17 protein-coding genes are annotated in these 20,632 nt (G+C 45.6%); 7 read left to right on the forward strand and 10 right to left on the reverse strand.

Annotated features, from left to right (window positions below; translation table 11 throughout):
* Positions 1–189: 189 nt before the first annotated feature.
* From ACKTT1_RS09615 to ACKTT1_RS09625, 3 genes are read right to left on the reverse strand one after another with little or no spacing between them, the layout of a single operon-like run.
* Positions 190–1,677, reverse strand: a complete 1,488-nt coding sequence (locus ACKTT1_RS09615) for an FGGY family carbohydrate kinase (RefSeq protein WP_412709423.1) — start codon at positions 1,675–1,677, stop codon at positions 190–192.
* Positions 1,677–2,618 (reverse strand): transketolase family protein, encoded by a 942-nt coding sequence (locus tag ACKTT1_RS09620; RefSeq protein ID WP_412709424.1) that lies wholly within the window; start codon positions 2,616–2,618, stop codon positions 1,677–1,679. Before ACKTT1_RS09620 ends, ACKTT1_RS09615 begins: the two co-directional genes overlap by 1 nt.
* Complete coding sequence (locus tag ACKTT1_RS09625) at positions 2,611–3,441, reverse strand: transketolase (protein ID WP_412709425.1); 831 nt, start codon at positions 3,439–3,441, stop codon at positions 2,611–2,613. Before ACKTT1_RS09625 ends, ACKTT1_RS09620 begins: the two co-directional genes overlap by 8 nt.
* Positions 3,442–3,718: 277 nt before the next feature.
* Here ACKTT1_RS09625 and ACKTT1_RS09630 point away from each other — a divergent pair, with 277 nt between their 5' ends.
* Positions 3,719–4,345 carry a PsbP-related protein gene (locus ACKTT1_RS09630; protein WP_412709426.1) on the forward strand — a complete coding sequence of 209 codons (627 nt, stop codon included), beginning with the start codon at positions 3,719–3,721 and terminating at the stop codon, positions 4,343–4,345.
* Here the strand turns inward: ACKTT1_RS09630 and ACKTT1_RS09635 are convergent.
* From ACKTT1_RS09635 to ACKTT1_RS09665, 7 genes are all read right to left on the reverse strand, one after another.
* The gene (locus tag ACKTT1_RS09635; RefSeq protein ID WP_412709427.1) at positions 4,290–6,293 is read right to left on the reverse strand and encodes an IGHMBP2 family helicase; all 2,004 of its coding nucleotides are present in this window, start codon (positions 6,291–6,293) and stop codon (positions 4,290–4,292) included. The two genes, ACKTT1_RS09630 and ACKTT1_RS09635, sit on opposite strands and share 56 nt — an antisense overlap.
* Complete coding sequence (locus tag ACKTT1_RS09640; protein ID WP_412709428.1) at positions 6,290–7,867, reverse strand: hypothetical protein; 1,578 nt, start codon at positions 7,865–7,867, stop codon at positions 6,290–6,292. The genes ACKTT1_RS09635 and ACKTT1_RS09640 overlap by 4 nt, the downstream gene beginning before the upstream one ends.
* 4 nt (positions 7,868–7,871) lie before the next feature.
* Positions 7,872–8,657: a hypothetical protein gene (locus tag ACKTT1_RS09645; RefSeq protein ID WP_412709429.1), complete on the reverse strand. Its 786-nt coding sequence runs from the start codon at positions 8,655–8,657 to the stop codon at positions 7,872–7,874.
* A complete protein-coding gene (locus ACKTT1_RS09650) occupies positions 8,654–9,772 on the reverse strand; it encodes a hypothetical protein (RefSeq protein WP_412709430.1) in 1,119 nt (372 codons plus the stop codon). The genes ACKTT1_RS09645 and ACKTT1_RS09650 overlap by 4 nt, the downstream gene beginning before the upstream one ends.
* Positions 9,773–9,938: 166 nt before the next feature.
* Complete coding sequence (locus tag ACKTT1_RS09655) at positions 9,939–11,477, reverse strand: CsgG/HfaB family protein (protein ID WP_412709431.1); 1,539 nt, start codon at positions 11,475–11,477, stop codon at positions 9,939–9,941.
* A gap of 2 nt (positions 11,478–11,479) precedes the next feature.
* Positions 11,480–12,382 carry a PEGA domain-containing protein gene (locus tag ACKTT1_RS09660; protein ID WP_369018560.1) on the reverse strand — a complete coding sequence of 301 codons (903 nt, stop codon included), beginning with the start codon at positions 12,380–12,382 and terminating at the stop codon, positions 11,480–11,482.
* A gap of 19 nt (positions 12,383–12,401) precedes the next feature.
* Positions 12,402–12,815, reverse strand: a complete 414-nt coding sequence (locus ACKTT1_RS09665) for a hypothetical protein (protein ID WP_412709432.1) — start codon at positions 12,813–12,815, stop codon at positions 12,402–12,404.
* Between the two features lie 600 nt (positions 12,816–13,415).
* Between ACKTT1_RS09665 and ACKTT1_RS09670 the strand changes: the two genes are divergently transcribed.
* The 6 genes from ACKTT1_RS09670 to ACKTT1_RS09695 all read left to right on the forward strand — a co-directional run bounded on the left by ACKTT1_RS09670 (position 13,416) and on the right by ACKTT1_RS09695 (position 20,548).
* Positions 13,416–14,762, forward strand: coding sequence for an esterase-like activity of phytase family protein (locus ACKTT1_RS09670; protein ID WP_412710579.1), 1,347 nt, complete (start codon positions 13,416–13,418; stop codon positions 14,760–14,762).
* A 277-nt stretch (positions 14,763–15,039) separates the two neighbouring features.
* Positions 15,040–16,032, forward strand: coding sequence for a LacI family DNA-binding transcriptional regulator (locus ACKTT1_RS09675; RefSeq protein WP_369018558.1), 993 nt, complete (start codon positions 15,040–15,042; stop codon positions 16,030–16,032).
* A gap of 14 nt (positions 16,033–16,046) precedes the next feature.
* Complete coding sequence (locus ACKTT1_RS09680; RefSeq protein ID WP_412709433.1) at positions 16,047–17,426, forward strand: hypothetical protein; 1,380 nt, start codon at positions 16,047–16,049, stop codon at positions 17,424–17,426.
* Between the two features lie 81 nt (positions 17,427–17,507).
* A complete protein-coding gene (locus ACKTT1_RS09685; protein ID WP_369018556.1) occupies positions 17,508–18,764 on the forward strand; it encodes an ABC transporter substrate-binding protein in 1,257 nt (418 codons plus the stop codon).
* A gap of 48 nt (positions 18,765–18,812) precedes the next feature.
* The gene (locus tag ACKTT1_RS09690; protein WP_369018555.1) at positions 18,813–19,715 is read left to right on the forward strand and encodes a carbohydrate ABC transporter permease; all 903 of its coding nucleotides are present in this window, start codon (positions 18,813–18,815) and stop codon (positions 19,713–19,715) included.
* On the forward strand, positions 19,712–20,548 hold the full coding sequence (locus ACKTT1_RS09695) for a carbohydrate ABC transporter permease (protein ID WP_369018554.1): 837 nt from the start codon (positions 19,712–19,714) through the stop codon (positions 20,546–20,548). Before ACKTT1_RS09690 ends, ACKTT1_RS09695 begins: the two co-directional genes overlap by 4 nt.
* Positions 20,549–20,632 lie beyond the last annotated feature (84 nt).

The following is a 20,632-nucleotide window of genomic DNA, read 5'->3' on the forward strand; positions in this document are numbered from 1 at the left end:
CCTAAGTCAGAATTATCCCAAATTGTAACCAACACCAAGAAACTGTCAACTTTGCTTTTGAGGCACCACAAAGGAGCTTGCAAGTAGGTTCTTTACCTTCGGTCTAAGCTATCGGGAGGAGTTATTAAACATTAATTCCGCTTCTTCTAACCCCACTGACTCTAAAACAGAATCGGATAAAAAGCAAATTCACACTCCAAGTATTGCTCGCTCCACAGCCTTGTGCCATCCCGAAAGGTATTGATTGCGAAGTGCCAGATCCATCCGAGGCTCATAAAGCCGGGAAGTTAGCGACAATGCTTGCTCATCAAGTATTCCAACTTTTTGTGCTGCCAGCAAAGCCACGCCCCTTGCCGAACATTCCTCTATACTGCTTACTGCAACCGGTACACGCAAAAGGTCGGCCTGAAACTGCATCAAAAAATCATTCTTGGTAGCCCCACCATCAGCTCGCAAAAGCTCGAAACGAAATCCTCCTTCCTTGGCAATGGCTTCAAAAAGATCAAAAACCTGATAAGCAATGGACTCAACTGCAGCTCTGGCAAAATGTCTCCTATCAACTCCCCGAGAAATACCACAAATCAAAGCGCGTGCACCGCTTTTCCAGTAAGGAGCTCCCAGTCCCACAAAAGCAGGCACGAGATACACCCCTTGGTTATCATCTAGGGCTTTGGCTAATTGTTCCACTTCTTCATAAGCTGAATATAGCCCCACTTCCTCTATTAACCAGCGGATGGTATCTCCAGAGCTATGGATGTTACCTTCCAGCACAAAAGTCGGCTTTTCATTCACAAACCAACCAACCGAGGTAACCGCTGAGCGAGCGACATACTTTGTATTGCCGGTATTGACCATTATCGAAGTTCCTGTCCCATAAGTCGCTTTAACTGCCCCAAATTCATATCCCAGTTGACCATAAAGAGCAGCACTTGAGTCACCCATAACCGCAGCAATCGGTAAAGGATTAGGCAAAATACCTCCCAGATCCGTATATCCGAACAGGGCATCAGAAGGAAGAAGTTCAGGAAGAACCAAACGAGGTATGGAAAACAACTCCAAAATTTCTTCATCCCATTCCAAAGTATCAATATTCAAAAGCATGGTTCGGCTGGCATTGGAGTAATCAGTGGCATGCGTCTTTCCACCAGTAAAATTCCACACCAACCAGGAATCAATGGTCCCAACCAGAATCTCATCCCATCGCAATTCACGGCTTCCTGGCCAACCTTTAAGGTTACTAAAAATCCAGGCTATTTTACTTGCTGAAAAATAAGGATCGAGTAAAAGACCTGTTCTCTCTTTTACAAAATCCCCATAACCAGCTTCCCTCAAACTATCACAAAGCTCTTTTCCTCTCTGACACTGCCAAACGATAGCATTATAAATTGGTTTCCCTTTCCTGTTCCAGGCAACGACTGTCTCTCTCTGATTGGTAATACCAATAGCTCTTATTTTTTGCACATCCACTTCAGCTTTTTCTATTAGTTTCTTGCAAGCTTCGTAAGTACAATTAACGATTTCCACCGGGTCGTGCTCCACCCATCCAGGACGAGGATAACACTGCTTATGATGAGCATTAGCTCGCTCCACAGGTCGACACCTTTCATCGAAAAGGATAGCTTTGGTCCCTGTAGTACTCTGGTCAATAACCAGGACATAAGACACCGACAAGCTCATCACCCAACTTTCCCAAGAAAATCCATCACTGCACCCTTTATGCCTTCAGCATGGAAACCGTAATGCCTATATACTTCTTCCTGGGTTCCAGTAACCGGATACTCATCAGGAATACCCAGAATCTTTACCGCTACCGACGGCAGCTCGGAAAGACAGTGGACAACCGCCTCTCCCAACCCTCCATACACGCTGTGTTCTTCAATGGTAACCACTCGCTGAATCTGCGAAGCCACTTCAATTATCAGTTCTTCGTCGAGAGGCTTTATAAAGGGCATATCCAGAACGGTGGCATCAATGCCTTCCTCAGCGAGAAATCTGGCTGCTTCAAGAGCGTGCCATACTACCTCTCCGATGGCTATTAAAACCACGTCTTGACCTTTTCTCAAAACCACTCCTTTCCCATAATCGAAAGTGCTCTCTGAACTATCATAAATAAGTGGAACCGGATTTCTGCCCACTCTCAAATAAGCTGGGTTTTCCCTTTCGCAAAGCATCTTTATTATTGCGGTAGCCTGAAAAGCATCGGAAGGTAATATAACATCTATACCCGGTGTAGCCCTAAAGAGAGCTATATCGTGGAGAGTGTGATGGGTACTCCCAAGTGGTCCATAACTCACTCCTCCACTTACTCCAATAATCTTAACGTTACTTCCTGTGTAGGCAATATCATTTTTAATTTGCTCAAAGCTGCGTGCAGAGTAAAAACAAGCAGGACCAAAAACGAAAGCTTTCTTGCCAGAAAGTGCTAGGCCAGCAGCTATTCCCACAGCCGATTGTTCTGCTATACCCACCTCCACAGCTCTTTCAGGCATTTGGTCAAAAAACATACTTATCCCTGCAGAACCTCGAGCATCAGAGGTTACCACCACAACCCTGGGGTCAACCTGAGCAATCGAAAACAAAGCCTCGGCAATGGCATGTCGCAAAGCAATTTTATTCATTCTCCTCAAACTCCCTCAACTTTGTACTTAGCTCTCCCAAAGCCTTCTCAAGCTCCTCTTTACTGGGAACCCGGTGATGCCAGCTTCGATCATTCTCCATAAAGGATATACCCTTTCCTTTTGTGGTGTGAGCGATAATCACATGAGGTTTATTTTTAGTTAAGGGTACTGCTTTAAAAATTTTCAATAACTCTTCAAAATTGTGTCCGTCAACATTCAGAACTTCCCAGCCAAAAGCACTCCACTTATTCATCAAATCTTCCAATCGCAAAATATCCTCAGTGCAGCCACTTATCTGAAGTCTATTTCTATCCACGATACCAATCAGGTTGTCCAGTTTGTAGTGAGCAGCAATTTGCGCCGCTTCCCAAACCGAGCCTTCTCCCAACTCGCCATCACCCATTAAGACATAAACTTTGTAACCTTTCTGATCCATCTTCCCAGCCATGGCCATACCAGCACCTACTGCCAAGCCGTGGCCCAGAGATCCAGTGTTAACTTCAACCCCGGGCACTTTGGTGGTAGGATGACCAGTCAAGCGAGAACCAAAACGGCAGTAGTTACGCAACTCTTCTCGGGGAAAGAAGCCCAGATCAGCCAACACGGCATAATAAGCCTCAACACTGTGCCCCTTACTGAGTATAAACCTGTCCCGTTCTTCCCAAAAGGGGCGGTGAGGGTCAAATCGCATAACTTCATAAAAGAGGATCACCAAAATATCCAGCGAAGAAAGAGAACCTCCGATATGGCCAGAACCAGCTTCGTAGATCATTTTGAGTACCTCGATTCTCAACTGGAGCGCTTTCCTCTCCAACTGTTTCATCAATGCGTTCCACGCCCTTTCTTTCAACAATTACAAAGTCGAAAAATAGCATGATACGAGCCATTTCCCGAAAATATTTTCAAATTTTGAAAACATTTTAAAAATAATCATTATTGATGTCAATCTTCAGGTACAAAGCTAGACCAAAGCAACTTCCCAGCCCTCGCAACTTTTGATGAGATGAGCCGTTTTTTAATTCGACACACAAGTATTGCAACTCTTCCCCAAAAATAAGATAATTAGTACGTGAAACTAACTAAAAATGTAACTTAACCTGATGAAAAGAAGAGTAGTTATTGTTGGTTTTGTTATTTTTATAGCCTCAGTTTCGGGATTCTTCGTTCTAAAATTTCTATTCCGCACAACTCTACCTGCCCCATCTATTCTAACTACCCAACAACCTTGGAAAACTACATTCGTTAGGCGGGGAGGTTTTCAGGTATCCTTTCCAGCGGACTGGGAGGAAATAATGGTGCCCCCAGATAGCCCTGACCCCTTCACGGCAGTAATCCTTATCAGCCCCTCTGATTCACCAGAGGATCATTTTCGAGAGCAGGTGGGAATTTCTATAGAGTATCGTGCTTATTCTTCGTTGAAAAGCTTCTTTGATACAGTAAGCCGGGAAGTTCGGAATACACCAGGAGTAACTCTCACCAATTCAGGAACCTCCACCATCGATGGTCAACCTGCTTACTGGCTTACTTACCTGTGGAGAAAAGAAGATGACGAAATTGAAGGCCTGGTTTATCTTCTGTACGGCAAAAACGCTTTCTTCCGCATTATATGCCTTTCTGAAAGCAAAAAGTTTGAAGAATACCAGCCACTTTTCCAAAACATAGCTCACAGTCTCATCCTAAACCCTCAATCTGAAAGTAACAACCCTCCTCTTTCACAAAGTCAATGAACTCTCGGTAAACTTCCTCCTGGGAAACCGTGGCACTGTCCCCTATAACCACCAGCTTACTGCAGGCTCGGGTCAGAGCAACATTGAGCCGCCTGGTATCCTGCAAAAAACCCACCTCACCCTTCGGGTTGCTGCGAACCAGTGAAAGCAAAATGATTTCTTTTTCTCTGCCCTGAAAGCCATCCACGGTACTCACGCGAACATCAGGCAAACTTTTTCTGATCAAGTTCATCTGGTCATCATAAGGAGTAATCACCCCTATCCACTCCTCGGGAACCCCCAGCTCGAGAAAGTCTCCCACTATCTCCTGCACTATACGTGCTTCCAGGGGGTTGTAATAGGAAGTGGAGCCTGAATACTGCTTCTCTCCTTTTCCACTGCACAGCACAGTATCCATAAAAACAAGTGGTAATTCTGGATCCACAGCCACTTTCCAACGTGGATTTCCTCTCAGTGAAATCCCCAGCCGAGAGAGGGGACGCTGGGCAACGCTGGGATGGGCAACCAGGCGATTCTGGTAAAATTTCGAGTTAGGAAAAGCCATAATTTTTTCGTTCATGCGGTACTGCACGTTCAAAAAAGCAGAATGCTCGGGATAACGCTCCATCATACGCTCAAAAAGAGTTCTCGAAAGAACCGGCCGGGCTTCCTCACTGAGAATAGTGGGGGGAAGCTGCAAGTGATCGCCACTCATCACCAGTTTCCGTCCCCTCAACAACGCCACCAGACAAGAGGGCTCAGTTGCCTGCGAACCTTCATCAATTACCACCACATCAAAACTTTTGTTTTTCAAAAGTTCGCTACCTGATCCAATATTGGTACTCACCACCACTTGTGCGTTATTGAGTATTTCCTGAATCGCCTGATTCTCAAGTTCCTGGGCTTCTTTAACCAGCTCACGAATACGTCCCTCTATTTTTAGCCAGCGAGCCATGGAGACAATTTTAGAAGCCGGCACCCCTCGCTTACTCTCTCCCTTTCTCGCTGCTTCCAGAATATCTTGATCTTCCATACCCCGTCGCCACTGGGGAAGTGGCTTGAGATGCCGCTCCTGTTCCCTGCGCAGGCGAAACACTTCTTCCCAGACTTTTTCAACCCGCCCGTAAACCGGTAATTTCTTTACCATAAAAAATAGGGAACGTTCCTCGAGCTCCCGCTCCACCCGGGCAGGATGACCCACCCTCACCACCCGCACTCCCCGCTTCACAAGCCCGGAAAGCAGGTTGTCACAGGCAGTGTTTGAATCTGCAACAGCCAGAATCCTCCGCTCTCTCCGTACTTCCTGAACTATGTACTCAACCGCAGTTCGGGTTTTGCCAGTGCCTGGTGGTCCATGAATCAGAAAAAAGAGAGAGCTGTTCAAAGCCTTCTTAACCGCTTCCTGCTGAGAGGGATTAAGCTCGGTATCCACAAAGATGGGGTCAAAAGCGCTCTCTTCCCGAGGAAGCTCGTCTCCATAGCTTTCAAGTAAAACTCTTTTCAACGGAAAAAAATCTTCGCTCTTCGCTGCAAAATCAAAAAGGGCTTCTTCCATGCGGCGGAAAGTGGTGTCATTCACATAAAGGTCAACTCTCAAAAACCCTTTTCCAGAAACCCAGCGAGGGGGGAAATCTGAAAAAGCTACAGTTATCGAGCGCGAGGTAAGCTCCACAACGGTAGCTTCGACTCCCTCTTTGAGGGGATTTTTATTTTCTCTACTTACCAGAACCACATCCCCCACCCGGATTTCCAGGTCCCCAAAGGGTTGTGATCGACCCAGGCGAACAAGGTAAAATCCCCCTGCTTCTCTACCCAAATAACGTCCGGAAAGCGAAAGCAGGGCTCTTCCTTTTTGTTCCCGTTCGCGAGGAGAAAGAGAGTATATCTCTTGCTTCATAGCTTCAATTTCCGCCTTGCGTTCCCAGGCAATGGCCCTCCGAAATTGCTGCAAATATTCTTCCAGTTTCACCAGTTGTCTCTTCCCACCTCAAAAAGATCAAAAGGTTCTCCCTCGACAAAGAGTGAGCGGTCCTTGGGAGGAGCATCGAAACCAATCAAGGTAGCGTCCAGGTAAAAGGTCTGTTCCTCGCTGAGATAAGAAGCTTCGACCAAAATAGCATCGGAGATCTTTTTGCGTATAAAGTAGCGGCGCTCAAGAACTTCATTATCCACAAAGGAATACTGCTCTTCAAAACCCACCGCAAAATCTTCGCTACCCAGATTAAGGCCAAAAATAACCTCATCAAAGCAACCTTGCAAAAGGTCATAGGCACCACGTACCTGAAGGTGACTTTCCTCCTCTTTCCCCAGCGAGAATTCAAGCGACAGCGAATGCTCTCTTTCGGTATCAAAAGAAAAGGGAGAAGCAACGTTGTCGCTCAAAAAAGTATAGGTTGCCCCATAAGAAAAGTCCGGACCTGCTTTTTCAAAAAAGTGCACCTTGCCCCCCCACAGAAAGCGGTCCGGATAAAATCCGAAGCTGGTATAATGAGCAAGCAGAGAAACACTTACATTTTCGTTATTCCATTCCAGCGTGCCCTGCACATCGAAACGGCTATCGGAAACCGGCTTTTCCTCGAAGAGACCATAACTCAAATCCAGTCCCCACGAAGTTCTTTCTTCTTCCCCGTTAAAACGGGCTACCATCTGAAGTGGTCGGCTCAGGAAGCCGTCTCTCGCATCGTCAAGGGGCTGATTAAAGTAAGAAATTACCCCCCCTCGAAAGCGATTTCCTTCATAGAAAACATAACCACCAAAACTGTCTTCGTCCTGCTGCCGGAAATCATAAAAAAGGCTTCCCGTCCAAGGGCCATTTTCCCAGAAAAGGTTACCGCTTCCCAGAAAACCTGCTCTGGAAGCGTACTCAGCTTCAAAAAGCAACCGCCACTTCTCGGCAAAAAACAGCTCGTAATTGCCCCCTATAAAAAATCCTTTTTCTCTCTGGTGGCCAATTTGAGGAAGAAAACTTGAACCTGCACGGCGCAGGTCTTTACTCAAAGTGGGCAAATAGAGAAGCCGATGTTCATTGATAAAAAAGCCCACCCCTTGCATCTCGATTCTCTCATCCGGATACACAGTAACCTCATCAGCCCTGAAACTGTAGGCAGGGGGTTCCTTTTGAGAGCCGGTCAGGAGCAAATCCCTTCCCCACCATTTTCCTTCCTGATAACGTATCTTGCTACCCCGGAAATAGAGCTTCCGTTGTGCGTCAATCACGTAAAAAAGCTCTGCATCTTCTATCCAACCAGTGTTCTTTTGAAAATCGAAAAAGAAACGTTTTGCTTTTGCCCGATTTTTACCCAAAACCACCTCCAGGGGCTCGGGAACCAGGAGTGTATGGTCGGAAAGAAAGTAAAGAAGCCGATAGGTGGAAAGTGCAAGATCCTGCCAGGTGAGCTTCACTCCTCCCTGAGCTTCGATAACCTGGTTGACCTCGTCATAGGTTATTTCCCCAGCCTCAATGTGAATGCCCTCCTGGGCGTTAGAACAGGAAACCCAAACCAGTCCAAGAAAAATTAGAACCAGAACTCCCCAGCGCCTCATGCTCTCAAGATTGAGCACTCTTTTGAGCTTCGAGTTCTTTAATCCTCTGCTGCAGCTCTTCTATCTTGGCTTCTATCTTTTTTTTCTGCTCTTCAAGGTTCTCTTTCTGAAGCTCCAGCTCTTTAACTCGCTCTTCAAGACGCAGGATTTCTTCTTCCAGCAGAGGTTGCCACTCTGGTTTTGAGTAATCGGGCGGAAGATAAGGCTTGTCCCATCGAAGTAGCACTTCTTCGCTAATCAAGCTGGGGCTTATTGAAATCTTGGCAAAGTGCAGTGCGATATATTCTGTATCCTGATGAATAATCGGATTACCCTCTTTATCAAAGCGAGCAAAATAGATCTTTCCAGTAAACTCACGGTGAATCTTTTCTTCAAAACCCGGATCATACTTTACCGGATACCATTTATTGCCTTTGTCGTCAATAAGGTAAGTGTTTTTAGCAAAATCCATGGGATACAGAGCAGGACCTTTCAGTTTACGTAATGTGACTTCAAACACCAGATAGCGGTTCAAACCTTCTCTTTGAATATAGTCGCGGTGATAGGCTTCTTGCTCTTCGGAAGACAAAAGATTTTCGCTTCCGTATTTGGCCACCCAAGCCTGCACCAGTTCTTCACTCCAATACACTGCCTCTACTGAGAATGTATCACGGACCGTTTGTGTCCTTGTCCATTTGGCCAGCGTTTCCTGGTATATGCGGTCATAGTCTACCTTTGCCCAAGCTCCCGTCTGAAGCAAAACCAGCAAAATGCAAACAACGACAAAAAGTAGTGCTCTTCTAAAGCTCATTTGGATACCTCCTCACCCCATTCTTCAAGGGGCCTGATTTCAACTTCCACTTGGGGAACTTCTTGCATGTCAAGAGCAGAAGATCCTTTCTCGGTATCGGTATAAGAAGGAGTTTCCTCACCCCAGGGAACCTCCTCACCAGCAGGAACTAATTCTTGCCCTCCACCAGGTACATACTCACCAGCTACAAGCGGACCAGAAACCTTTGCTTCTTCGGCTACCTCCACAAAAAGCTCGGTTCCCGCTTCTACCCTTGCCGGCTCGCCCTGCACAAAAATACCAGCTACGGCCCCGATGGGGCCAAAAACAGCCAGCCCGGCGATACTTGCACCCACTGCATAGGCAACTGATTTGTTCTCCTGGATAGCTTTTTCTCCCATAGTAAGCGAAATCATAGTTCCATCAATGGCCGGCACTTCTCCAAAGTCAATCTCGAGTAACCCAGGTTTTCCAAAACTGCCCCGGCGTTTTAATTTAGTAATAGTACCTACACCCTTTGTTCCAGCCGGGATAACCAGAATGTCTTCCACCTTCACGTCTTCGACCACCGTGAAAGGTACTGCATCTCCCTTGTTGTTTCTTTCTGAGTGCAGCTCCGTATCAATGGATATTTTGACCAGAGTTCCTGCAGGCACAGTAACCGTAAAAGCTTTAATTTTGTTAATGTCCACACATGTGCGATACAGGTGGTCCACTCGCACTCCTATGGGCTGATCACTGGTAACTCCAAATACCAGTCGTTCCAGCTCGTCAAGCTCTGCCGTCAAAATACCGCTTTCTGAAGGTTTGGCATTGAGGGTAAGGCGTACCGCCTTTATCTTGAACTCCAGCGAAGGTTCCTCAGGAGTACCCGTTAGAATGAAACGCTTAAGCGTATCCACCCGTTCAGCAAGCGTCCCCGAGAGAGTATCTCCAATTAAGTCTCTTTCAATCTGTTCAATACGCGTCAAAACCCCTCCGCTTTGAGGTACTCCATAGAGAATGCGCTCCATTTTTTCGAGTTCTTCAACCAGAGGAGAAACCACCTTTTCCTGTGAAAAAGCAACCGAAAAATTCACACAAAGAAAAACCGTTAAAAAAAGAATTACCCACCTGCTCCTTTTAAAAAACCGCACCGGCCTCACTCCTTAAAATTATTGCCAGAACATTGACTTATCATCATTATTATAACCCCTAACTCTTTGTGGAGGAAAAGGAAATTTTTAACCTTAATATAACAATTAAGAATAAAAAAGCCCCCTTTCTGGCAAAGGGGGCTCAAAATTGATATCAGATAATCCGCTACTTTCTTTTCACCACATTTCCATAGGCATCGTACTGCAGGTAAGTGCCTGGAACTTCTTTTCCCGCTTTGTATTCAACTTCAGCGAATTTTTTCTCTTCCTTAGTGTTTGCATACTCAATCCAGAGGCCTTCCTTCAAATTCTGATGATAGTTGCCTTCCCAGTGTTTATGGCCACTTCCATAGTAAATGATCCATTTACCTTCTTTTAAGCCATTTACATAAGTTCCTTCAGATTTCAGTATGCCGTTCCTAAAGTATTCTTTCCACACTCCGTCTTTCTTTCCGTCCCGATATGTGCCTTGAATCATAACCTCGCCGTTTTCGTACCATTTAGTAAACGGCCCATGATAAACTTGTTTACCATCAACCTCGTAGTAAGTGTATTCGAGTTTTTTGTTCCCACCGGGATATGACTCTTGAGCAACAAGTACCTCTTTTCCCTCAAATTGGTTGGGTAGCGAAGTAATTTCCATGGAGGTTTCTTCTCTTTCTTCCCCGACAACTTCTTCAGAAAATTGCTTTTCCTCAGCATAAACCGGTTCTTTAGAACTTACTTCTTCGTTCTCTCCAGTTGTCAGTTCCTCAGTAAGTAGTCTTTCAGAAAATTCTCCAGATTCGGCTTCTTCTCCAGAAATCACTTTTACCGCATACTCCTTGTTAACTGGTTCCCTTGCTTGGGTTAAAAACACTTTCGAAACCCGATCGCGCACCTCAGCAACCATGCCTTCAGCAACGGGGATAAGTTCTTGATCCAGAACTTCTCCCGTCTTGGGATCCACAATACTTTTTCCAGGTTTGAAAATGCGCACTTTACTGCCCACCTTTATTCCAGTAGCCTCACCCAGGTTAAGATAAGCGGTCTTCCCGCTGCTTTCCACTACATACCCCTCAAGAGGAATATCGGCAAGTTCTCCAATGCCCGCGTCAATCTTGGAAACAAAGTCTGCAACAATCCCGTCACAAAGCTCCTTTACGGCAGAAATAACACTCAAACTACTGTCGGAATACATCGAAACATCTCCAAAGCCCAGACCCACTTTGGAACGACTGGCTTTCTTTTGCTTCACGGCTGAGTAAAGAATTTCTCCCGTTGTTACATCTACAATACGTACCGTCAAGGTTACCCGGATTGAAGATTTGCCCAAACTGATAGAACCCAATCTCAAGCCACCGCCACCGCTTTTAGCTATATCGGTTATACTACCTGTGACCACAAAGTGGGCACCAATCATGCGTCCCAGTTGAACGGCAGTCTGGGTGTCTACCAAACCCGAAAAATGTTGAAAACTCTGTTCGGTTACCAAACTGGAAAGCTTACGACGTTCAAACACCCGAAAGCGCCCACTGTTAATGAGAGAATCAATCATAAGATCCGTCAGGGCATTGGGGAGGGTTTCCTCATACTGAAAACCGGGAACAGTTATGTCGAAACCAACCACGACTACTTTCGGTTTAACCTCGGCGTGAGCAAAAGACGCAAAAGAAAAAATCAATAAAGCAATTAATAGCAAAAAATGAGCCCGCTTGCACAACAAAATTATTCACCTCCCGAATTCTGACTTTCAATGCCCACCTTCACTTCAACCTTAGAAGGGCTTGTTGACTCCACAGGCTCTTCCCGCAAAGTGGCCATAATTTGTAAACCAGGCATCACTTTGACCTTTTTGGCCCAAACCGTGTAACCAGGCAGGCTGACGGTTATCTCCACGACACTGTCTTCATTGAGGAGAAGCTCACAAGGAGTATTGCCGTAAAATATTCCTCCCACCTCTACATCAGCACCTGAAGGGTTGGAATTTACCACTATTTTTACTTTCTTGGGAGCTTCAGTGCTTGCCTGCCACTGCTTTGCTAAACGAGTGTCAAAACGATTAACCAGATTTTGAACTGCTTCGCGCAACAAGTTCTCAACCACGTTAAGAGACTCTTCTTCTACAGTCACCCCCAGAGATTTCAGGGGCAGGCCTTCCCGAGAAAGTGAGCACTGGTCGGCAAAAAGCACCAAACCTCTTTCCGCATCTATTATTCGCAATCCCACAGTTACCGAAAAACTGCTGCGCCGGGTTTTGATGCCATACCCCTGAAATTCGGTGGTCTTGGAAGCTACCTCTATAACATCACCCATGGCGAGATACCTTGCTCCCAACATCTTCCCAAGCTGAATGGCATAAGCAGGATCCACCAGTCCTGAAACACTGCTAAAACCTATCTCAGTAAGCGATTTCTGCACAGTAAGGCGATCGGCAAGGGTAAATCGCCCCATAGAAAGGAGCGCATTTTCAAGATATTGAAGTCCCATGTTACCGAGATCGGGTGTCTTTATATCAGAATGATTTTCAAACCCCACCACCGCAATAACTGGATACTCCTGAGAACAACCAAAAGAGGTAAAAGAAGCAAGCAGCAAAAAAGAAAGCAAAAAGGATACGAGCATTTTCATAAAAAATCTACCCCCCTTATTAAAGGTAAGTCTTACCCGAAGATAAGGTTATGTGTTTTCCAGAGGGAAAATAACCCTCAACCGTTAGCTCAAGGCTTTCCAGTTGACCGTAGATTGGGTCCACCAGATAAAAAGTTTCAGTAACGGAACGTACTTCTCCAGGATAAAGCGGATCAGAGTAAGCAGGAACACTAACTGAGAAACACTGGCTACCTGCAAAACAAGCTTCAATACTTACCTGGTTCGCGTAAAAAATCTCTGAACTATAATTGGCGTAAACTAACCGCACGTCTGCACTATAAGTGTTCCTTCCCAGCACCTCAAGGCGCAGAACAACATTTGAAGAAGTAGGAGTTACTTCGCCACAACCAGCCAAAAGGAACACGGCAATTATAAGTACTGCAAAAACCACAATGAGGAACTTTCGGCCCAAGTAAAACACCTCCTCCAGAGAGTCTCAATGCTTAAAAGTTTAAAAACCACTGATGTCAAAATCTGTCGCCGTGCAGAAAAAATCGAAGGTTTTCATATAGTGAAAGAGAAAAACTTCCGAAATCTCTGGGCTTAAACCACGATAATAGAAGGTTCCCGGCACAGCAACGCCCTATAACTCCTGTAAAAGGACGAGCTGCGGTTGCATAATGGCTGTAGAAAATGTTTAAGGAAAGCAACCAGTGAGTCAAAAATGCTCGGGGAATTACTGAACGTTCCGAATGCGAAAGAATCCCTGATGAGTTAACTGCTCAAAAAGAGCTTCTCTGACAATCCATTTAAATACGCAAGACCAAAGTAATTGCGGAACTCTCAACTGAGAAAATTGGCTCCAAAGCTATTCTTTGGAATTCTGACCAGGACTCTCCAAAAAAGATGCAAAGCCAGTTCCACCAAAACAAACTTGCATACTTACCACCTTATATACCGCTATCTCTGAGCCTCGGAAGAAAGGATTCTTAAAACAATATTAAACCATTTTTAACAACAGTTTCATATTCAAGCACTAAGATAACAAAAACTCTTAGGAGGTGCCTTCGTGATGAAAATCACCAGGAAAATCTTAATCTCAATAGTGATTTCCGTCGCTCTAATTTTGTCAAATATTTTTCTCTTTGGTCATGTAACCGGCACATCGTATGCACAAATAAGCCCTCTTGAGGTGATTAAGCACTCAGTCATCATTCCAGAAGAATTTTACGTTCCCTACCAAGGCAATAACCAGAAAGACTTCCCCAACGGTTTCAAACTGGCTGTTGGTTCTGGAATTACTGTTAAATCGGTCAATTCAGATGGTTCCATTGAATTCTATTTCATTACCGACCGGGGGCCAAACACCGATGGTCCAAAATATAAAGACAGTAGCAACGAACGTGGCGGTATAATTTTTCCCGTCCCAACATTTCAGCCTCAGATTGCTTTAGGAATTCTCAAAAACGGAAAAGTAGAAATTGTTGAAACAATCGGTCTCAAAAACAAAGAGGGCGAACCCATCACAGGATTACCCATTACACCTGGCTTGATCGGTGCCACCAACGAAATTGCCCTAACTGAAAACTTGCAAATTATAGGTTACAGTAATGACGGTCTTGACCCGGAAGGTATTGCACTCGACCACGAAGGCAATTTCTGGGTCTGTGATGAGTACGGTCCCTTTGTAGCCAAATTTGATAAAAAAGGCAAGCTTTTAAAGAAATACGCCACTGGCAATGGTTTGCCTGAAGTGTTAAAATACCGCATTCCTAATAGGGGATTTGAAGGCATCACTGTAGCACCAAACGGGAAAATCTATATTGCAGTGCAAAGTGTTTTAAACATAGAGGAAAAAACAGCTGTCACCGCCCAGTTCACAAGGATTGTGGAACTTGATCCTCTTACGGGTAAAACCAGGATGTATGCTTACCCCATTGATAGAGAAAATTATAATTCTCCCAAGGACGCCAAGATAGGCGATATCTTCGCTATCTCCAACGACAAGCTTCTTCTAATTGAACAGGGCAAAGACAAGGAAAAAAAGATGCGCAATATCATCTATCTCGTTGAATTACAAGGCGCCACAGATATTTCAAACTTAAAAATAGACGGGAAAGAACCAGAATTCATCACCGATAAGAATAAGCTCTCCACCATTAAGTTTGCATCCAAAACAATGATAATCGACTTAAGAGCAAATGGATGGAAAGCCAAAAAAGCGGAAGGAATAGCCATGCTCCCTGACGGAAAAACCATAGCAGTGGCAAGCGATAACGATTTCGGTATTACCATTGATGTTCAGGATAGCGAAAATCAAGATACCGAAGTTCTGGACTACACACTTTACCCGGACGGTAGCCTTAAATACAACAACAAAGTTGCCAAACCAGTTTTTTCGAATCGTTCCCAACCCTGACGCGGTTGAAAGTAACACTCAACTCTGGTTTATCAAACTCCCCGAAACATTAAAATAATCTTGCTTTAAAGCTTATCCACTCTTAACAGCGGGTGGATAAGTTGTGTTTCAAATAGCGGCGATATTTCAAACTCCGGAGTCATCGCCACAAGTAAGCAACCTGCGGTAAAAATTGCTTGTTCTGGACCACCATACTTTCCAGAACCTTTTCCTTGACAAACACCCCTCTTTTTGCTAAAATTTTCGCAAATTTGGAAATTTGGCAAAGAGGAGAAAAATGGCCACGCTTAAAGAAATCGCTCAAAAAGCAAATGTTTCGATTACTACTGTTTCCCACGTAATTAACGGTACAAGACCTGTCAGTGAAGCCCTGCGTCAAAAGGTCCTTAAGGCTATGGAAGAGCTGGGGATAGAAATACCTGTTAACAAAAAAAGGGCCCACTCTCACTTGATTGCCATGCTCATCGACGACATCTTTAACCCTTTCTTTACTGAAGTTTTTGCAGTTGCAGAAGCAACAGCTCGGAGCATGGATTATAACCTTCTCATCTTATCATCCATCAAGCAGGGCGAAGATATCCTGTATCTGAGAGATCTGGAAAACCGGAAAGTAGATGGGGTAATTGTGGCTACACGTCTTTCTCTCTCTCATCTAAAGAGAGCCTTTTCCACTCATCTACCCATGGTGTTTTTGGGTGGCAACCTGGAAGTTCCTTTTTCTGCCAGCGTCCTCCTTCCTGATGAGCAAGGATCTTATCTGGCTACCAAACATCTCACCGAACTTGGACACTCAAAGATTTTATGCGTGGGAGGCCCCAGGAAATTCTCCATCTTTCGAGATCGTTTCCGAGGCTATACAAAGGCGCTCGAAGAAGCTGGAATTACTGTGAATTCCCAACTAATGGTAGAAATACCGCTCACTTTCCAGGCAGCCTACCAGTTCGGCCTGGAGTTTCTGAGCAATGCTCACCAAAAAGTGACCGCAGTGTTTACCCACAATGACCCTACCGCATGCGGGATGATGAAAGCTGCCCAAAACCTGGGCATAAAGGTACCGGAAGAGCTTTCCATCGTTGGATTCGATAACACCTTTGTAACCAGGCTCACTAATCCCACTCTCACCTCAGTTAACATCCCCAAAAAACTCGTTGGAAAAAGGCTGGTAGAAATGCTCATTCGGCTCATCAGAGGAAACAACATTCCAAACTGTGTTATTGAAGAAGTTAGCCTGGACATCAAGGAATCAACAGCACCAGTAAATACAAGGTGAAAGGAGGACGCGTTATGGAAAAGACCAAGGTTACCATCATCGGTGCAGGAAGCGCTGTTTTCGGTCTTTCCACATTAGTTGGCATACTCCGTCATCCCAATTTGCGGGGTATCGAGTTATTCCTGCACGATATAAATGAGGAGGGGTTGCGAAAAATCCATCAATTAGCGGAAAAAATGAACCAGACTTTTGGCTCAGAAGTAACGGTGAAAAGCTCGACCCACAGAGCCTCAGCCCTTGAAGGCGCTTCTTTCGTTGTGCTTTCCATTGCTGTTGACCGAGAAAAATGTTGGAAGCTGGATCGGGAAATTGCTCTCAAATACGGAATCAACCACTATGCGGAAAATGGAGGCCCGGGGGCTTTCGCCCATACCGCCCGAAATCTTTCAGTTATCATGCCCATCCTGAAAGACATGGAAAAGTACTGTCCCGACGCCTGGCTTCTCAACTTTACCAACCCGGTTCCTAAAATATGCACAGCAGCATCCCTCTATACCCGGATAAAAACCATTGGCATCTGTCATCAAATAAACTTTGGCTACTACATTCTGGCCGGGCTTTTCAAAGAGGAACTGGGGTTGAAACTCCCTCGCGACTTTGGTTTTCGCTGGAACGACCAGTCCCTGGCTCTCTTTCGGATGATGAGCAAAAAGGGGAAAGAGCATTTCCAAATCCGGGCTTGGGGGCTCAACCATTTCACTTGGATGATCTCGGTAACCGACCGCAAGACTGGAGAAGATCTCTACCCTAAAATCCGGGAGAAGGTAAAAAAAGTTCCTTCCTTTTTCGAACCACTAACTATGGAAGTATTCCGCATCTTTGGGATTATGCCAGTACCAGGCGACTGTCATCTTTGTGAATATCTGCCCTACACTCACAGTGTAAATCGGAAAACCTGGGAAAGATACGACATTCAAATGTACGACTTTGAATGGGCCGAACAAAGCCGACAAAAAATGTGGGAAGAAATAGAAAAAATCCTGGAAGGCAAGACACCGCTTGAGAAGATGGAAGAAGTAGAAACTGAACGAGGCGAGTTTATCATTGCTGGAATCTTGAAAAACCTTAATTCCTACGAAGAAGCGGTCAACATACCCAACCGGGGATATATCGAAAATCTTCCCGAAGGCGTCATAGTGGAAGTGCCAGCTTTGCTTGGAAACACTGGCCCTCTGGGAATAGCTCTAGGGAAGCTACCTGAACCTATTGCTGAGCTCTGTCGCAGACAGGCACTAATTACAGAACTTACCGTACGGGCCATTGTAGAAGAAGACCGTTCTTTGGCCTTGCAGGCCTTTGCTTTGGACCCAATGATCGATGACCCAGCACTTGCCCAAGAGCTTCTTGAAGAATATCTAAAAACTTTTGATTCTTATCTCAAGTTCAAACTTTAAAGGGAGGTGAGAGAACGAGAACTCAATCATGCATAAAGCACCGTCCGTCTAATTAAACTACTTTGAAAGGGAGGGTAAAAAATGAAGGGTAAATTATGGGTTTCTCTTCTGGTGTTAATCGTTCTGGGAGCATTCTTGACAACCGGTGTTTTAGCTCAAGAAAAGGTCACCATTCGTTGGCTCTTTGAAACCGACTTTGGCGGAGGATGGAAAGTACTCATCGAAAACTTTGAAAAAACTCATCCCAACATTAAGGTAGAAATGCAGGAAGGCCCTTCAGCAACCAACACCCGGGAAGACATGTACACCACTTCTTTTATGGCCGGAGAAAGTACCTATGACATGGCTTACGCTGACTTGATTTGGGTGCCCAAGTTCGCCGCTGCAGGCTGGATCATCCCTCTGGGAGATCGGTTAACTCCCTACGAAATTGCACAGTTCCTCCCCGGAGATATTGCAGGAGGAATGTACCAAGGAAAGCTTTATCGTATACCCAGCCAGTCCGACGCCGGCATGCTTTACTACCGCAAAGACCTCCTGGAGGAAGCAGGTTTTGAGCCACCACTGACCTGGGACGATCTGGTAGAGCAGGCACAGAAACTCCAGAACCCACCGGATCTATGGGGATTTGTATGGCAGGGCAATCAATATGAAGGTCTAATCTGTGACTACCTGGAGCTTCTCTGGGGAGCAGGAGGAGAACTCCTTGACGCAGAGGGTAAGGTAGTGCTCGACCAGGGCACCGCAGCAGTAGAAGCGTTACAGTTTATGTATGACGTGATCAACACCTACAAGATTTCTCCACCAGGGGTCACCACCTACCAAGAAGAAGAATCACGTCATGTGTTTCACAACGGACAGGCCGTTTTCCACCGCAACTGGCCCTATGTATGGACTCTGGCCCAGAAAGAAGACTCACCCATAAAGGGCAAAGTAGGTATCACTCCCATGGTTCATAAAGAAGGATTTCAGAGTGCAGCTACCCAAGGAGGCTGGGGATGGGTAATTTCCAAATTCAGCAAACACCAGGAAGAAGCCTGGGAATGGATTAAATTCGCCACCAGTTATGAATCGCAAAAAATCCTCCATTTCTATAATGGCTACATCCCCACCCGCCATGCTCTCTTTGCAGATCCCGATATTCTCAAGGAAAGCCCTCACTATCCAGATCTGTGGAGAGTACAAATTAATGCTCGAACCAGACCACAACATCCTCAATATGCACAAATCTCAGATATTCTCCAGAGAAACCTCCATGCTGGACTGACTGGAACCATCAAACCTGAAGAAGCGATAAAGCGTGCTGCCCAGGAAATCAGAGAACTGTTAGGCCAATAAGACACGTAGGGGGCGGAAAAATCCGCCCCCTACAGTTGGGGGATAGTCATGAAGCACGGAAAAAAACCATTTCTTACCGATCGGCGTTTTGGGTATCTTCTCTTGCTTCCGGCTCTTCTTCTCTTCGGATTGGTTATCATCTATCCAGTAGCCAGAAACGTCTATCTTTCCTTCCACGAAAAAAGCATCGCTACTGGCATGGTAGAAAGTTTTGCAGGATTCAAGCATTACCTGAAAATATTCACCAGGGACCTTCGATTCCGCCAGGCTTTAGGTAACACACTTTATTTCACGGTGGTATCAGTAGGCATAGAGTTTTTGTTGGGGCTTTCTTTTGCACTCCTTTTAAACCTTAACTTTCGCTTTCGAAACTTCGCCCGGGCCAGTGTCATCCTTCCCTGGGCTCTGCCCACCGCGGTGATGGCCATGGCCTGGCGCTGGATTTACCACGACATCTATGGTGTAGCCAACGATATCCTCCTTCGTCTGGGCATCATCCGCGAAGCAGTGGCCTGGTTAGGAAAAAGTCCTCTGGCAATGCATGCTGCCATCTTTTCCGATGCCTGGAAAACCACCTCTTTCATGGCTCTGATGCTGCTTGCCGGGTTACAGTCCATCCCTCAGGAACTCTACGCAGCTGCCAGTATCGATGGCGCCGGTGGTTGGGCGCGGTTTCGATATGTTACTCTCCCTCTCCTGCGACCGGTTATCATTCTGGCCCTCCTTTTTCGAAGCCTGCAGGCCTTCGCAGTTTTTGACCTAATCTGGGTACTGACTCAGGGAGGCCCTGGGGGAACAACCGAAACCCTCTCGGTATATCTTTACAGTTACACTTTTCGATACTTAAATCTGGGCTACGGTTCTGCTCTCTCGGTGGCCATTTTTGCTCTTTCGCTGATTATCATCTTCGTTATCCTCTTTTTTCAGAGAGAGGAGGTGGAACTGGGATGAAAAGCAAAAAAGGCAGGATGGTCTTCTTCTACTGCTTGATAGCTCTTGTGGTTCTATTCAGCCTTTCTCCTTTTCTCTGGCAAGTTATCACCTCTTTTAAGCCTTCACAGGAAATCTTTTCACGCCCCGTGAAATATCTACCCAGCCACATCGACCTGAGTGCTTACTCACGGATTTTCATTCGCCACCCTTTTGGAAGACAAATACTCAACAGCATCTTCATAGCCTCCATCAGCACTTTTTTGTGTCTTTCTGTAGCATCACTGGCAGCTTACGCTGTGGCAAGATTTAAAATTATGGGAGGACGGGGGTTTTTGCTCTTTATCCTCCTTCTATCCCTTTTCCCTCCGGTAGTCCTTATTGTTCCGCTTTATGAAATGGTTAGCTCCTGGGGTTTGATGAACAACTGGCTGGCACTAATCATTCCCTATGCATCTCTTAACCTTCCCTTTGCCATCTGGGTCATGAACAGTTTCTTTCAGCAGATACCGGGAGCACTGGAAGATGCTGCCAAGGTTGATGGTCTGAGTCGTCTGGGAATTCTGGTACGCATCATCCTTCCTCTTTCTGCCCCAGCTCTGGCTACCACCGCCATTTTGGTCTTCATCTTCTGCTGGAACGAATTTCTACTCGCCTTGACCTTTATGACCCGGGATGCTGCCCGAACTGTGCCGGTGGGAATTGCCATGCTTTCCGGGGCTTCACAATACGAAATACCCTGGGACCAGATTTCTGCAGCTACCGTTCTTACCACTCTACCTCTGGTGACTTTCGTGATTCTTTTCCAAAGAAAAATTGTAGAAGGGCTTACTGCCGGGGCGGTTAAAGGGTAATCCAGAGTTGAAGTACTCAAAACTCGACCTTCTCCCTCCAGAAAAATTGTGCTATCTTGTTTAAAAAAGCAAGCCCACCAAAGG

The sequence above is a fragment of the Atrimonas thermophila genome (genome assembly GCF_045864955.1).
GTDB lineage: Bacteria > Atribacterota > Atribacteria > Atribacterales > Thermatribacteraceae > Thermatribacter > Thermatribacter velox.